Origin of the sequence: Streptomyces sp. NPDC001373 (assembly GCF_042895815.1) — a bacterium.
Taxonomy (GTDB): Bacteria; Actinomycetota; Actinomycetes; order Streptomycetales; family Streptomycetaceae; genus Streptomyces.
Genome location: NZ_JBIAWQ010000005.1, coordinates 418,435 through 433,348, shown reverse-complemented (window position 1 = coordinate 433,348; position 14,914 = coordinate 418,435). Strand labels below are relative to the sequence as shown.

The window sequence follows — 14,914 nt, the reverse complement described above, 5'->3', positions numbered from 1 at the left end:
CGAAGGGCTTACGACTCGGTCCGCGATTGAGGTCTGGGCGTGCTGACCTGGCGGGTCGGGCTGGTGGTTGATCAGCAGACCGCCTTCCAAGCGGGCACCAGTTCGGTGCTCGGCCTGCGGTGGGTCGGCCGGCGGGCGAAGCGGTCCAAGACCAGTGAAGCGATCGCACGATGAGCCTCGGCACCCTGATCGAGCAGCATCGCGGACCGCGTCGTAAACCACTGGTCGACGGCAGCATCCCGGAGAGAAGCTGTGCCCCATGACGACAACCTTGATCACCGGGGCCAACAAGGGACTCGGCCGCGAGACCGCCCGCCGCCTGCTCGCTGCGGGCCACACCGTCTACCTGGGAGCGCGCAACGTCGAGCGGGGCGCGGCAGCCGCGGCCGAGCTCGGCGCCCGGTTCGTGCAACTCGATGTCACCGACGATGCGTCGGTCGCGGCCGCGGCGGCCACCATTGAGGCCGACGGCGGCCTGGACGTCCTGGTCAACAACGCCGGAATCGAGGTGCGGTCACCGGAGGGCGACATCATCGGCGCCGCGGAGCTGACCGCCGACGTGATGCGGGAGGTGTTCGAGACCAACGTCTTCGGCCTGGTCCGGGTGACCCACGCCTTCCTGCCGCTGCTGGAACGCTCCGCCGCCCCGGTCGTGGTCAATGTCAGCAGCGGCCTGGCCTCGCTGGTCCGGGCCGGCAAGGGGTACCCGGGGGCCGCCTACCCGGCCTCCAAGACCGCGGTCAACATGCTCACCGTGCAGTTCGCCATGGCATTCCCGCGGATGCGGATCAACGCCGTGGAGCCCGGCTACACCGCGACGGACCTGAACCGGCACGAGGGCACGCAGACCGTCGAGCAGGGCGCCGAGATTATCGTTCGGATGGCTCAGCCGGGGCCGGACGGTCCGACCGGCGGATACTTCGGCGCGGCGGGCCCTCTGCCCTGGTAGGTCACGAGGGCTCTCCCGAGGTGAACGTGCGGGTGACCGCGCTCCCGGAAGCGGGGTCGGGCCTCGCCCGTGACATGGACCGCAAAAGGGCCTGAACCTTCCGCACAGCGCGGTGGCGAGGGCTTCCGTCCGATTGAATGAATGCCGTGACACATGCTCTGGGTTTCACCGAGGAAGACCTGCGCCGACTGGCCGGGGCGCGCTCCTTCGAGCGGGGGCTCGGCTACTTGTCCGCGATCTCACGGCTGGAGATCGGAGACGAAACAATCACCGCCATCGTCGACGGAAGCAACACCTACCAGGTGGAACTGACCGAGGACGAGGACAGCGGGCTCACCGGCTGGTGCGACTGCCCGTACGGCCAGGAGGGCAACTTCTGCAAGCACTGTGTGGCGGTCGGCCTGGCCGTCCTGGGGCAGGCCGAATCCGTACCGCAGCAGCGGTCGGCCGCCGCTTCACGCACCCGGCTGCTGGACGGCTGGCTGGAGTCCCGTACCCAGGAGGAGCTGCTTGCCCTGGTACGAGAGCAGCTCGCCGACGACCGTGACCTGCGGCGCCGCCTGGAGTTGCGCGCGGCCGCCGCCGGCGAGGACACCGGCGTCGTACGCGAGCGCGTTCTGAGCCTTCTCGACACCCGCCCCTTCGCCCGCTACGGCTACGTCGAGTACGCCGACGCCCACGCTTACGGCCGGCAGGCGGCAGAGGCGGTCACCGCACTGCGAGCACTGACGGCGAGCGGCCGTTCGGCGAACGCGGTGGAGGTGGCCCGCGAGGCTCTCCAGAGTCTGGGCCGCGCGTACGGCGAGATCGACGACTCGGACGGGCTGGTCGGGGACGTGGCCGCCAGGCTGGCCGAAGCCCATCTCGAAGCCTGCCAGACCGCGCGGCCCGACCCGGTGGAGACCGCCGAGTGGCTGGTGCCGTACCTGCTGAACGAGGCGAACGACACGACCGACATCGACCTCTTCGACTACCGGGAGGTGCTCGGTGACCCGGGCCTGACCCGGGCACGCGCGCTGGTCGTGGCTGCCTGGCGGGCCAACCCGAAGGGGTGGGCGGAAAAGTACCTCATGGAGCGCGTCCTGAAGGCCGACGGCGACAACGTGGACGCACTGATCGCGGTACACGCGGCGGACCTCGCCCCGAACGGCCGAACCCACCTGGTGATCGCCAGGGAGCTGAAGGCGGCGGGCCGCACGGGCCAGGCCCTCGAGTGGGCAGAACGCGGCCTGCGGGAGACCGTCGCCGAATGGGGACCCGACGATGAGCTGGTCAACTTCGTCTGCGAGCACTACGAGCAGGCCGGCCGTCTGGCCGACGTGGTCGGGGTCCGCCAGGATCTGCTGCGCGCCCGTCCCTCGCTGGCCGCCTACCAGCACCTGCGTACGGCGGCGCGTGCGGCCGGCACCTGGGAGGGCGCCGAACGCACGGGCGCCCTGGAAGCACTGAAGGCCGTCGCCCAGCCCAAGAAGGGCCGCTGGTACAACGGCTCCGTGCTGGTCGACGCGCTCATGGACGACGACGACCTCCAGGCCGCCTGGCAGGCAGCCTCTGGCGGCTACGCCGACGAGGGTCAATGGCTCGCCTTGGCCGACCGGATCCGCGACCGGCGACCGGCCGACGCGCTGAACGTCTACCTGCGCCAGATCGAACCGCTGCGCAGGCAGACCGGTGACAGTACGTACGAGCGCCTTGCGGAGCTCCTGCTCAGCGCCCGCGCCTGTCATCGCCTGCTGGGTTCGGAAGCTGAGTTCGCCAGCTACCTGGCCGCCCTGCGCGCCGACCAGAAACGCAAGCGGAAGCTGATGGCCATCCTTGACCAGCACGGGCTCTGAGTGACCTACCCGCTGCCCGCCGCCGAGGTGCGCTCCGCGTACCAGGACATCCCGGCGCCGCTGCCCTGCGGGCAGGTGACCACACAGCCCTCGTTGGTCGCGATGACTGCCGCCGCGCTGGGCCTCGCCGGCTGTGAGGGGGTGCTCGAGACCGCCCTGTTTCGGCTTGTGCAGACCGCGGTGAGCGTCGAGCGCCGTCCGGACCTGGTGGCGGAAGCCCGGCGGCGGCTGACCGCGCAGGCGCGTGTGCGCCGCTTTGCCCGGTCGGCGAGCCGGCGCGCTACAGCTCGCTTGCCGGCTTCTCCGACCCGCCGGCAGACGGGTACAGCAGAGCTCCGTCCGCCTCCCAGACCTGCCGAGGCGGCTGCACACGCCTGCGCAGCACCGTCCGACAGGAGTCCGCGACCAGCGCCCCTCTGGCCTTTGGGGTTGGCCACCGAGCCGGGCGTGACCGCCGGCGCAGTCCGTTCACACCGAACTCCGGCGCGGGCGGTCCGAGCAAGAGGCGCGATCGCCTTGTCCCACGCGCGTCGCTTGCGCAGACTCGATCCTGACGGTGCGTCTGCTGGAGGGGGACGGGATGAAACAGCTGGAAGGCGCCGACCCGGTGACGGTCGGCAAGTACCGGACCATCGCGGAACTCGGCCGGGGTGGAATGGGCCGAGTCCTGCTGAGCAGCGCCCCGGACGGCCGGTTGGTCGCGCTGAAGCAGATACGCTCGCAGTTCGTCGAGGACGACGGGTTCCGGGCCCGGTTCCGCCGGGAGGTGGAAGCCTCCCGCAAGGTCTCCGGAGCCTATACGTCCGCGATCATCGACGCGGACGCCGATGCACCCGAACCCTGGCTGACCTCGGAGTTCGTCCCCGGACCCTCCCTCCAGCACGCCGTGGCGACCGTCGGGGCGCTGCCTGAGGAGTCGGTGCTGCGCATGACCGCGGGACTGGCCTCGGCTCTGAGCGACATCCACCGGGCAGGTCTGGTGCACCGGGACCTCAAGCCGTCCAACGTGCTCCTCGCAGGCGACGGGCCCCGCGTGATCGACTTCGGCATCGCCCGGGCTGCCGACAGCGAGGAGGGCAGCGACCTGACGACCACGGGCTGGCTGGTCGGCTCGCCGGGGTTCATGTCCCCGGAGCAGGCCCAGGGCGCAGCGCTCGACTCGGCCAGCGACATCTTCTCCCTCGGGACGGTGCTGGTCATGGCGTGCACCGGCGCGTGCCCGTTCACCGGGCCCTCCCTGCCTCAGACCCTGTACAACGTCGTGCACACCGAACCCGACCTCAGCGGGCTGCCGGCGAAGATCCGCCCGATCGTGGCCCGATGCCTCGCCAAGGACCCCGCCGCCCGGCCGAGCGCGGCCCAACTGCGGGATTCTCTCGGGAGCCTGGCGCCCTCGCCGCGTCCCTGGCCGCAGGAGATCCACGAGTTGATCGCGGAGCAGCAGGCCGAGATCGAGCGGCTCCGGGCCGAGCTGAGGAAACGGCCTGCCGTCCCGGAGTCCGTGACACCGGTCCTCGGCAAACCCGCACCGCCGTACCCGGGGTCCCCGCCCGCTTCGGCCCGGCGCGGCTTCGCCGTCGGCGCGGGCATCGCCGCCGGCCTCGCGATCGCCGCGACCGTGCTCGCCCTGGTGCCCGGCCGCGACGGCCGCACCGGCACCGTCGCCGACCCCGAGGCGACGGTCACGGCGTCCGGGCAGCCGACCGGAGAACCGAGCGCTCCGGGGTCCGCGCGCCCGGATCCCGCCCCCACCACCGAGGCGCCCCCCACGCCGACCGTGGAGCCGACCCCGCCCGCGCCCGAGCCCTCGACCGCACCGGAGCCCTCGGAGCAGGCGCCGACGACGGTCACCACGCGGTCGAGCACGCGGCCCGCCTCGATCGTGAGCTGCTTCGGGGACTACCTGGAGGAACCCGAGTCGCTCCTGCTCCACTGCGGAGACGGCAAGGGCATGCTCCAGGGCCTGACCTGGTCGGACTGGGGACAGTCCACCGCCCACGCCAACGGGCAGGAGTGGATGGTGATCTGCCGCCCCAACTGCGCGAACGGCAGCGAGGTCCACTACCCGACCACGGTGACCCTCACGGGTCTGGTCGGCGGGCGTTACACGACGATGCAGGTCAGAACCCCGCAATCGCCCTACGGCCCTGTCTCCCGCTACAGGCTCGACTCGAACGGGCCGACGCAGACGGACTGACGGGGCCGGAGCCGGGTGAGCGCTCACACCCCCCACGCGGTGAACGCGGCCCAGTGGACCGGCGAGGCGAAGGGACGCCCGCCGGCCGTCGCCCGCGCGGTGTACCGCCCGGTCAGGGCCGCCAAGTGGGGCCGGGAGGCTGTATACCGGTCGAGCTCCTCCCAGGTGAGCCGGCGCAGCCAGGTACGGGCCCGGCGCAGGGCGGCCACCGGGGGGAGCCCGCCGGGCCCCTGGGCGGGGGCGAGCAGCTCGTAGAAGCGCGCCATCAGCACCGCGGTCACCATGTCGTCCACCAGCCACAGCCCGGCCACCGCGCACGCGGCCCCGGCCTGGAGGAAGCCCGCCGCGAGCCCGCGGAACTCGTCCGGAGCCCGGACCACCTCGTAGTAGCCGGACTGGCAGGCACTGGCCACCGCGAGCCGGCAGGCGGGGAGCCGGCCGGCGCCCAGGGTGTCCATGTCCAGGCGGCCGTCGGCCAGGGCCAGGGAGGCGCCCCGGCCGTCGAACTCGCCGCTGCCGTGGCAGATGATGTGGAGGTACGAGGCCTCGGCGAGCCGGGCGAGCAGCCAGTCCACTGTGGCTTCGGGACCCACCGCGCATCGGGCCTCGCCGTGCGGCTCGAACAGCGTCCGGATCTGGGCGAGTTCACCTCGGCCACCTGGGAGCGAACCGTCGGGGTCGGTGACCGCCACCAGACGTGGCACCGGATCCGGCAGCCGGGCGGCCGCGATGCGGGAGGACGCGTACACGGCCACGGACGGGCAGAGGATCACGGTGCCTATGTCGTCGAGGACTTCTCCCGCCCCCGGCCCGAGCGGCACGGCGTGCAGGGGGACCAGGCCCAGCAGGCCCGTCGGTACGACGACGGCCTCCTGCTCCGGGTCCTCCGCAAGGAGACTCGCGACCGGGCGCAGGAGCGGTCCGAGGGCGGCGAGCCGGTCCAGGGCCTGCGGGAACAGGCGTCTGCGCCGGAGCGCTCCGGCCTCCTGGACGAGGAGCAGGCCCGGGGCGCCGTCGGCCGGGTCCAGCACCAGGAGGCCGGTGACGGTCCCGCTGCTCACCTCCGGAACGGGAACGGCCCGTACGGCGGGCGCCTCTCCCGTACTGCGGGGAAGCACGAGGGCGTAGCTGCCCCACGGCGCGTTCACCAGGTAGACGAGCGGACGCCCGCCCGCCGCGCGGACGATGTCCGCCAGCCCGTCGGTGCGCAGGAAGCGCTCGAAGCCCGGGATCGCGCGGATCTCCGCGATCGCCGCACGCACCCCGCGTTCGGCGGCGGCTTCCCCGCTCGCCGTGGAGCCGGCGGCGGCGGGACCGCCGGACGCCGCGGCGGACGCCTCGCCGACCGAGGCCCGGTACCGGGCCTGCGCCAGCCGGTAGCGGTGGGCGGCGGCGGGGTCGATCCGTTCCAGGGCCTCCAGGTCGACCGCCCCCCGTCCGGCCACCACCGAGAGCTCACAGGCCACTCCGCTTTCGATCGCCTCGACCGCACGCTCCGGACGCCCCGCCCGGGCCAGCAGAAAGGCGGCCCAGCGGGCGATCCGGTTCACCTGGGCGAGGACGCTCCGGCGGCCCGTCCCGGTGACCTGGGCGTCGTAGAGCGCGGTCACGGCGGTCAGCATGCCGGACGCGACATCGGCCGCCTCGCTCCAGCGTTGCGCCGAGGCGTGCGCGCTGAGCAGTTCCCGGGCGATGCTGAGGTGCAGGGAGGGCGACACCGTGGCCGGTGTGGCCCCCAGGGCCGCGTGGCGCAGCCGGAGGCCGTCCGCGCTGCCCGGGCCATCGATGTGGTCCATGGCCCGGGCCAGCAGCCAGGCGATGCGGCCTGTGTCCAGGATGCCGGGGCGCGCGGTGGACAGGGCGAGCGCTGCCGTCGCCGCCTCCCGGGCACCGCGCGCGTCGACGGGCTCCCGGGACAGCAGCAGGTCGCCCAGATTGCACTGGATCCGGGACCACAGGGCCGGGTCGTCACCGGCGCCGAGGTGGCTCAGGGCGTCCCGGTAGCACTGCTCCGCCTCCCTGAGGTCGTCCACCCCGGCGCGCCGATACAGCAGAAGGCCGAGGTTGAGCATCGAGTAGGCCCAGGCGACCCTGTCCCGCTCGGGGGCCCTCTCCTCCAGCCCCGCCCTGATGTGCTCGATGCCGAGGGTGAGGTCCTCGGGGCCGCCGCCGGGCCGTTCCGAGAGGAGCAGGCCGTAGTTGGTCTGGACCACCGCCCAGTACTCGGGATACTCGCCCCGGTCCAGCGCGGTCGCGCGCGCCAGCAGGCCGCAGGCTGCTTCCCAGATCTCCGACCGGTCGCCGTCGTCCCGCAGGTGGTGAGCGCTGGCCAGGTTGTTCGCCACCTCCACCCACTGGAGAGTCCCCTCGGGCAGCCGGCTCAGGGCGCGTTCAAGGACGCGGACGGCCTCGGACGGATCGGCGTCGAGCCCGGCGTGCACAGCGAGTACCAGGCGTTCGCCGAGCCGCGCGGCCAGCTCGGTCTCCACGCCCTCCTCGCCCAGACCGGCCGCGAGCTCCAGCGCCTCGCGGGCCGGCGGAATGCCTTCGGGCCCGTCGGTGTGGCGGGCCTCCAGGTACATCGCGTGCAGCCGGGCCCGCAGACCGGCGTCGGAGCGGCCCAGGGAATCGAAGTAGCGGCGCATGGCGGTGTCCGGACTGGTCCGGCCGTCGCACAGTTCGTCCAGGAGCCGCTGCCGCATGCGCAGCACCTCTTCGAGGGGGGTCTCGGCCGCCCGGCGCAGCTCCTCGCGGCCCGCGTCGCGCACCCGGGTGCCGTCCGTCAGCTCGGGGTGCGTACGCACGAGTTCCGCGAGGGCGTCCGGCAGGGCGCGCAGCATCGCGGTCAGCAGCTCCCCGGCCAGGTCCTCCGCGCGTGCCTTCCCCAGGTAATCGAGGAAGATCCGGTAGTTCGCGACCGTCGGCGCCCCCTCGGGCTCCAGCTCCCGGCACGCCGACTCGGGATCCGTGAGGTCCCGTTCGGGGTCGCGGGCCAGGACATGGGGGAGCAGCCTGCGCGGCAGCGGGATCGCCTTCCCGGGGAACACGCCGCCGAGGAAGGCCCCGGCCCGCGCGGCCTCCGCCAGCAGGGGCTCCCCGGAGGGCGGCGGACCGCCCCCGAGCTCCGCGACGGAGACCGCGAGCAGCAGGGGAGCCGCCGCACCCGGGCGCAGGACCAGCAGCGGCGCCTCGATGTGCGTCCGGGTCCCGCAGACGGGGCAGTCCACCCAGGAGACGCCCGGGACACCGGGAACGGGTTGCGCCAGTACGTCGGCCCGCTCCCGTGCGTCGATGACGCGCCAGACCGGAGCCCCCCGCTCCTGGACACATCGCTCGCAGTGCCACGCGTAGGGCGCCCTCACCGAGACCGTCATCGCGAACCCCCTCCCGGTCCGCCGGCTACTTGCCGCTGGTGATCTGCGAGAGCAGGGCCGTCAGGACCCGGCCGAGGGAGGAGTCCCGCAGGGCCCGCTTGTGGATGGTCAGGCTCCACCTCCCGCGCGGATCCCGCTTCAGGATCACCTCGGTCTGCAGGAGCGCGACGGCGAGCGCCGCTACCGGGAGCGTGACGGGGTCGACCCGCTCCATGGGTGAGCATGCGTAGGCGACGGCCTCGCCGACCGTGTCCGCCAGGTCCTCGCGCAGCTCCGCCGCGTACTCCAGTAAGCGGCGCGCCAACTCGCCGTCGGACACGTCGGGCCGGTCCGCCCCCATGTACCGCTCGAGCTCCACGGCGGCCACCTCCGCCCGCAGCTCATCACCGCCGTCGGACAGCTGCCGCGCGGCGGGGAGCAGCCCGTGCTCCTCCGCCAGCGCCGTCAGCGCGCGGACGGCCTCGTCGTCGGCGAGGGTGCGGATGCCCCGTTGCAGATCACCTTGATTCAACATGCTCGCAATTCTGTCTCTGGCGGAGCATGTTCGTGTGTGAATCAGGGAGTTGGACGCACGACGGGCGCCGGTCGCGGTCAGGCGACGCCGGGGTCGGAGAACGTCTCCGGTACGCAGCCGGTCACGCCCGCCACCTCAACCGACATGCTGCGGGATGCGGTCGATTCCATGCATTTTCAGCGTGCGTCATGGCCATGATCGATCGACTGTGAGTGCAATTTGATCAACGAGGATTTCCGTACCGGTCAAGGCCACCTGGGGTACCCGAACTGACTATGCTCGCCCCGCGTGTTGCGCTGCAATCACCGCGCGTCGGACGTCGCACTGCGCGCAGACGAAGCCTGGCCACAGAGAGGCTTGACCACCGATGCGATCTCGAACCGACCCGTCGGGCGCACTCATTGGAACGTCTTTGCTCGGCCGAGCAAAGATCCGATTGTTCCTGTCGGCACACCGCATCACACCCAACCGACCAATTCCAGAAGTTCTAGGGACCCTTCGATGGCTCGTGCAGGTTCAACCCCTGGAGCACTGTCGCGTGCAGTGGCTCCGGTATGGCTAATCCCCACTGGCGTCCTGGCCGGGTCCTGCGTCGTGGCGCTGATCTGCGTTTCCGCGCAGATACGCACGCCAGTTGCCTGGTGCGGCCTCGTCGCGGTCGTCCTGACGGCTGTCACTTCGGCTGATACGGCACGCCGGGCGCGCTCGGCGGAGGCGGCCCGCTCCGCGCCGGCGAATGCCGAGGTGCAGCGGCACTACGCCCAACGCGAGACCGCTCTGCTCGCACGCTTGTCCGATCAACGGACCACCACCGTATGGCTCGCCGAGGAGCTCCTCCCCGCAGCTGTCGCCCGCCTGCACCAGGGCGAGACCGCTTCGCAGATCCTGCAGTCCGTCCCGTTCGGGGAGCATCTCGACGGCGAGTTCGCCGAGGCGCTGCGGGCAGCTCTGCGGACGCTCCTGGAAGCCGTGGATGCCGAGGAGCGCACCCGGGACTCGTCACAGCGGGCACTGGTGGCGATCGCGCGGCGGGTCCAGGCGATCGTGCACCAACTCGCCAAGGACCTGCACGACATGCAGATCCTCCACGGTACGGATGTAGTGGTCTCCCATGGCCTGCAGGACATCGACCATCGCAATGCCCTGATCGGACGCCTTGCGGCCAGCATCGCCGTACTCGGTGACGCCCGGCCCGGGCGCCAGTGGTCGAAGCCGATCCCGCTTTACGACGTCGTGCGAGGGGCCATGTCACGCATCGTGGACTACCCCCGCGTGAAGCTGCAGTCGGTGACAGAGGTGGCTGTGATCGGCCAGGGAGCCGAGCCGCTGATCCACCTGCTCGCCGAGTTGCTCGACAACGCCACGACCTTCTCGCCGCCGCACGCCCCGGTCGAGGTGACCGCGCACGAGGTGCCCTCCGGTATCGCGATCGAGATCGAGGACCGTGGGGTCGGACTCACCGAAGAGGTCCGCCAGCGCATCGACCGCGTCATGGCCCGGGCGTCGTCCGGCATCGGTCTGGCCGACCTGGGCGAGGCGACGCAGCTCGGCCTGCCCGTCGTCAGCAGGCTGGCCCGCGAGAACGGTCTCGACGTCGACTTGCGCACCTCCGCCTACGGAGGAGTGCGGGCCGTCGTACTCGTTCCCCGGCGCCTGATCACCACGGTCCAGCCGGCTGCCCGGAAAGTCCAGCAGTTCGCGCCGAGGCCCACGGGTGCGCCGGCCGTGCCCCAGCCGACGGTGACGCGCGCTGTCGCAGCGGATTCCGTCGAGGTCGGACAGGCCGCCGTCGGCGGACTGCCGCAGCGGCGACGCGAGTCGCCCGTCCCGACACCGGTCGTCCGCACGGCCCCCCATCCCCCCGCCGCTCCGGTCGCCACCCCGGGAACGGGCGGCGCACCCCGGCAGCCGGGTCTGATGTGGGAGGCGTTCAGCGGCGAGAACAGACCGGTCACGGGCCCTTCCAACCCAACCAGCAAGTCATTAGACGAGGGTGAGTAACCGTGCCGCCACTGCCCAACATGGACTGGATGCTCAAGGAGCTTGCAGCCGGCGTCCCGTACGTGCGACACGTGGTCGTGCTGTCGTCGGACGGCCTGTGCATCGGTCAAGCGAACACGGAGCCCGACACCGCCGACGCGATCGCCGCTGCCTGCTCGGGTCTCCAAAGCCTGGCGAAGGCCATCGCCCAGAAGTTCCCGCACGGAAACGGCTCGACCCACATGGTCGGGATCGAAGTCGACGGCGGATACTTCTCCCTCATGGCGGCCGGACCCGGGGCCTATCTCTCGGTACTGGCAGACGCGGAAGTGGACGCCGGGTTGCTGGGCGACCGCATGCGCACCCTGGTGTTCCGGATCGGCCAGCACATGACCAGCCCTCCTCGTGATGACATCGGGCAGGCGATGTGACGTCACAGAACCAGGACGCATGGGATGAAGGCAGTCCCGTGCCGCTCTACGTCATCTCCGGTGGCCCGGGTTCCTCGGCCAAAGCCTTCAACCTGGTCACCCTCATCGCATCGAGGTCCGCACCCGAACCCGGTATGCAGCCCGAACAGGCAGCCATTCTCGCCATGTGCCAGTACCCGTTGTCGGTGGCCGAGATCTCCGCGTACCTCAGCCTGCCGTTCAGTGTCATCACGGTGCTGCTCTCCAAGCTCGTGGACCACGAGCGTGTTGAGGCCACCGCTCCCGTTCCTGTCGCAGCGGTCCCCGAACTCGGCCTTCTGGAGGCGGTGATCCATGGACTACGCAAGCTCTGACGCACCCGGTGCCGGCCCCCGCCGTTCGGACGTGCTGCTGCCGCACGGCGCCAGGGGCGTCAAGGTCGTGATCGTCGGCGGCTTCGGTGTGGGCAAGACGACCATGGTCGGGGCGGTGAGCGAGATCCCGCCCCTGACCACCGAGGAGACCATGACTCAGGCCGGCGTCGGGATCGACCACAATCCCGGCGCGCACGGCAAGAACACCACGACTGTCGCTCTCGACTTCGGCCGCATCAGCATCAACGAGGAGCTGGTCCTCTATCTCTTCGGCACGCCGGGACAGGAGCGCTTCTGGTTCCTCTGGAACGGCATCTTCGAAGGCGCGCTCGGTGCCGTGGTCCTGGTCGACACCCGGAGGCTCGAAGTCTGTTTCGAGATCATCACCCGACTGGAAGACCGCCGCGTCCCCTTCGTCGTGGCTGTCAACACCTTCCCCGAGGCGCCGCAACACCCGATTCCAGCCCTGCGCACTGCTCTGGCGCTCAACGAATCGGTGCCCATCATCACCTGTGACGCACGCGACCGGTCGTCCAGCCGCGACGCGCTGCTCTCGCTGATGGGCTACCTGTGCACCCTCGCCGCCGCTCAGGAGTCCGTATGACCGTCCCACCCGCCGACCGCGCCACCACGGAACCGGGGCTCGCCCCGCCCCCGGGCTGCCCGGCCCACAACGCGACGGGACCCGACGCGGTGACCCGGCTCTGGGGGGCCGCCGCCGAGACCGACCCCATGGGCCTGTACGAGGAGTTGCGGGCCGCCCACGGTCCGGTGGCCCCCGTCCTGCTCGACGGGGACGTACGGGCCTGGCTCGTCCTGGGGTACCTCGAGAACCGTGATGTGGCCAGCCGTGCCACCCAGTTCTCCCGCGATCCCCGCATCTGGCACGGCTGGAAGAGCGGCGAGATCGACGCCACCACCTCCCCGCTGGTGCCGATGATCGGCTGGCGGCCCGACTGCGTCTGCGCGGACGGCGAAGAGCACCAGCGCCTGCGCGGCGCGGTCACCGCGGGCCTAGACCAGTTCGACCAACGCGGAATCCGCCGCCGCATCACCCGCTTCGCGCACCAGTTGGTCGACGAGTTCTGCGAGAGAGGCAACGCGGAGCTGGTCGGTCAGTTCACCGAGCACCTGCCCATGCTCGTTCTCACCCACCTGCTCGGAATGCCGGACGAGTACGGCCCCAGGCTCGTGCACGCCGCCCGGGACCTCTTCAAGGGCACCGAAACGTCGCTCGCGAGCAACGCCTACGTGCTGGAGACCCTCGAGCAGCTGGTCGCAGCCAAGCGCGTCCTGCCCGGACACGACATCGCATCCGTACTGATGGCCCACCCGGCCGGCCTCACGGACGATGAGGTGCAGCACCACCTGCGCCTCATCCTGCTCGCGGGCTATGAGACGACCGCCAACCTCATGTCCAACGTGCTGCGCATGGTGGTCACCGACCCGCGGTTCCGCGGATCGCTGGCCGGCGGACAGATGACCTTGCCGGAAGCGGTGGAGCAAGTGCTCTGGGACGAGCCGCCGCTGATGGTGTGTCCGGGGCGCTGGGCCACCGGTGACACCTCCCTCGGGGGACAGGAGATCAAGGCGGGAGACATGCTCCTGCTGGGCCTGGCCGCCGGGAACGTCGATCAGGGGGTCCGCCGGGACCCCTCGACCCGTGTGCACCACAACCGCGCACACCTGTCCTTCAGCGCCGGCGCGCACGAGTGCCCCGGCCAGGACATCGGCCGTGTCATCGCCGACGCCGGCATCGACATCCTGCTCACCCGGCTTCCCGACATCGGCCTGGCCGTGCCCGAGGAAGAGCTCACGTGGCGCTCCTCGACCTGGTCGCGGCATCTGACGGCGCTGCCCGTGACGTTCGCGCCCCGCAGTCCGCAAGCCCCTGATGTGCTGCCGCCGCTGCCGGCCGCGCCCCCGCCGAGTACCGGCATGCCGGCTCCGCCGCCACGGCCGCCCTACGGACCGGAGTTGTCGCGCCCGGTCGAACCCCGCACCACGTGGCGGGCACGGCTGGGGCGGCTCCTGCGGAGACGGTAGGCCTCGCGGCTCACTTCAGAGCCGAGCGCCACAGCCGAGGGGGCTGCCGAGCGGCACGGGCCGGCAGTCCCCGCTGCTCCTGGAACGGACCGTCTGCGGGAGCGTAGCGGGGAGCCCTGGTGTACCACGCATGGAGGCCCGACAGGAAACTGCGTGCTCCCTGGAGCCACGCCTCCAGCTCGATCTGCTCATCCTGGCTCAACCCGGCCCGCTCCACGACCGGGGGCAGTTCGCTGCGTGTGAGGTGCTCGAAGTGGCGCAGTCGGGCGGTCACCAGATCGGCGGCCGCGTGCATCGCCTCCTGGACGGTGATGCGCAGGGATGCCTGGAGGACCGTGACGAGGTTGTTGACGTCGTGTTCGTCATGGACTTCCCGCTGATAGGAGGCAATGTCGTTCGCCATTCCCATGTAGTCCATGAAGGCGTCGAGCACGGCGCGGAAGGCGCGATCGTGCCGGATCCGCTCAGGGACCCGTGCGCCGGTGGAGAGTTCGACGGAGTACGGGGCGGTGTAGGCGGCGAAGCTTTCACGGCGGAACTGGGCGTACTCGATGAGGTCCGGGACACGGCCGGCGCGGCTGTTGGCCAGTTCCTGAACTCCCGCGTCGATGTACCGCGCCAGGGCACGGTTGAACCCCTGCTGCCAGTGCGCTCTCCTCTGGGTGAACAGCCTTTGCTGGAGGTCGGCCAGGCCCCTTTCGACGGCATTGGCCGGCTCCGGCAACCGGGGGCCGGGCGCCGGCGGCAGGAAGGCGTGGAGGCGGGCCGTGAAGGCTTTCGCACCGGTGAGGTCGCCCGTCCGCTTGAAGGCGGAGGCGAAGTGGTCGTCCCAGGCCAGGGCCCAGAGGTTGAAACGGTGGTTGAGCCGCAGGTCGGCGAGTGAGGCGTCGGGAAGAGCCCAGGCGGTCAGCTGGTCGACGGCCATGGCGTGGAACTGGGACGAGGTCCATATCGCCCCGTGAGCCGACGGTGCTTCGTCACCGTCCAGCATGCCCATCTCCCGCGCCCACGTCTCGGTCTCCTCGCGCAGGGCCGCGAGGTACGGATTCACCCGCACCGGGTACGGCATCCGCGGTATCGGCGGCTTGACGGCCTGCACTGTCATGAGATCCCTGCTTCCCTTTCGGCGCGCTTCGGTGTCCCCTGTCGCCCCGGCACGACAGCGAGGGCAACTGGTGCCGCTCCGTCACGAGGTCACGATCGTCCCGTGGCGGGCCGCCGGCGCGTCCCGCTGC

At 71.4% G+C, this 14,914-nt stretch carries 11 protein-coding genes; 8 read left to right on the top strand and 3 right to left on the bottom strand.

Features of this window, described 5'->3' with window-relative positions:
- Nucleotides 1–259 precede the first annotated feature (259 nt).
- From ACFY15_RS15215 to ACFY15_RS15205, 3 genes are all read left to right on the top strand, one after another.
- A complete protein-coding gene (locus tag ACFY15_RS15215) occupies nucleotides 260–949 on the top strand; it encodes an SDR family NAD(P)-dependent oxidoreductase (RefSeq protein ID WP_390686931.1) in 690 nt (229 codons plus the stop codon).
- Nucleotides 950–1,095: 146 nt separating this feature from the next.
- Nucleotides 1,096–2,784, top strand: coding sequence for an SWIM zinc finger domain-containing protein (locus tag ACFY15_RS15210; protein WP_390825582.1), 1,689 nt, complete (start codon nucleotides 1,096–1,098; stop codon nucleotides 2,782–2,784).
- 580 nt (nucleotides 2,785–3,364) lie between these two features.
- The gene (locus tag ACFY15_RS15205) at nucleotides 3,365–4,981 is read left to right on the top strand and encodes a protein kinase (RefSeq protein ID WP_390686929.1); all 1,617 of its coding nucleotides are present in this window, start codon (nucleotides 3,365–3,367) and stop codon (nucleotides 4,979–4,981) included.
- Between the two features lie 23 nt (nucleotides 4,982–5,004).
- Here the strand turns inward: ACFY15_RS15205 and ACFY15_RS15200 are convergent, their stop codons facing one another.
- Nucleotides 5,005–8,355: a CHAT domain-containing protein gene (locus ACFY15_RS15200; RefSeq protein WP_390686928.1), complete on the bottom strand. Its 3,351-nt coding sequence runs from the start codon at nucleotides 8,353–8,355 to the stop codon at nucleotides 5,005–5,007.
- A gap of 25 nt (nucleotides 8,356–8,380) precedes the next feature.
- Complete coding sequence (locus ACFY15_RS15195) at nucleotides 8,381–8,869, bottom strand: hypothetical protein (RefSeq protein ID WP_390686927.1); 489 nt, start codon at nucleotides 8,867–8,869, stop codon at nucleotides 8,381–8,383.
- 594 nt (nucleotides 8,870–9,463) lie between these two features.
- Between ACFY15_RS15195 and ACFY15_RS15190 the strand changes: the two genes are divergently transcribed.
- Genes ACFY15_RS15190 through ACFY15_RS15170 form a run of 5 tightly spaced genes read left to right on the top strand, consistent with a single transcriptional unit; the run spans nucleotide 9,464 to nucleotide 13,679 of the window.
- Nucleotides 9,464–10,870 (top strand): sensor histidine kinase, encoded by a 1,407-nt coding sequence (locus ACFY15_RS15190; RefSeq protein WP_390686926.1) that lies wholly within the window; start codon nucleotides 9,464–9,466, stop codon nucleotides 10,868–10,870.
- Between the two features lie 20 nt (nucleotides 10,871–10,890).
- Nucleotides 10,891–11,280: a roadblock/LC7 domain-containing protein gene (locus ACFY15_RS15185; RefSeq protein WP_390686925.1), complete on the top strand. Its 390-nt coding sequence runs from the start codon at nucleotides 10,891–10,893 to the stop codon at nucleotides 11,278–11,280.
- A gap of 38 nt (nucleotides 11,281–11,318) precedes the next feature.
- Nucleotides 11,319–11,633 (top strand): DUF742 domain-containing protein, encoded by a 315-nt coding sequence (locus ACFY15_RS15180; protein WP_390686924.1) that lies wholly within the window; start codon nucleotides 11,319–11,321, stop codon nucleotides 11,631–11,633.
- Complete coding sequence (locus tag ACFY15_RS15175) at nucleotides 11,614–12,237, top strand: ATP/GTP-binding protein (protein WP_390686923.1); 624 nt, start codon at nucleotides 11,614–11,616, stop codon at nucleotides 12,235–12,237. Before ACFY15_RS15180 ends, ACFY15_RS15175 begins: the two co-directional genes overlap by 20 nt.
- Nucleotides 12,234–13,679: a cytochrome P450 gene (locus ACFY15_RS15170; RefSeq protein ID WP_390686922.1), complete on the top strand. Its 1,446-nt coding sequence runs from the start codon at nucleotides 12,234–12,236 to the stop codon at nucleotides 13,677–13,679. Before ACFY15_RS15175 ends, ACFY15_RS15170 begins: the two co-directional genes overlap by 4 nt.
- A 10-nt stretch (nucleotides 13,680–13,689) precedes the next feature.
- Here the strand turns inward: ACFY15_RS15170 and ACFY15_RS15165 are convergent, their stop codons facing one another.
- A complete protein-coding gene (locus ACFY15_RS15165; protein WP_390686921.1) occupies nucleotides 13,690–14,784 on the bottom strand; it encodes a hypothetical protein in 1,095 nt (364 codons plus the stop codon).
- Between the last annotated feature and the right edge of the window lie 130 nt (nucleotides 14,785–14,914).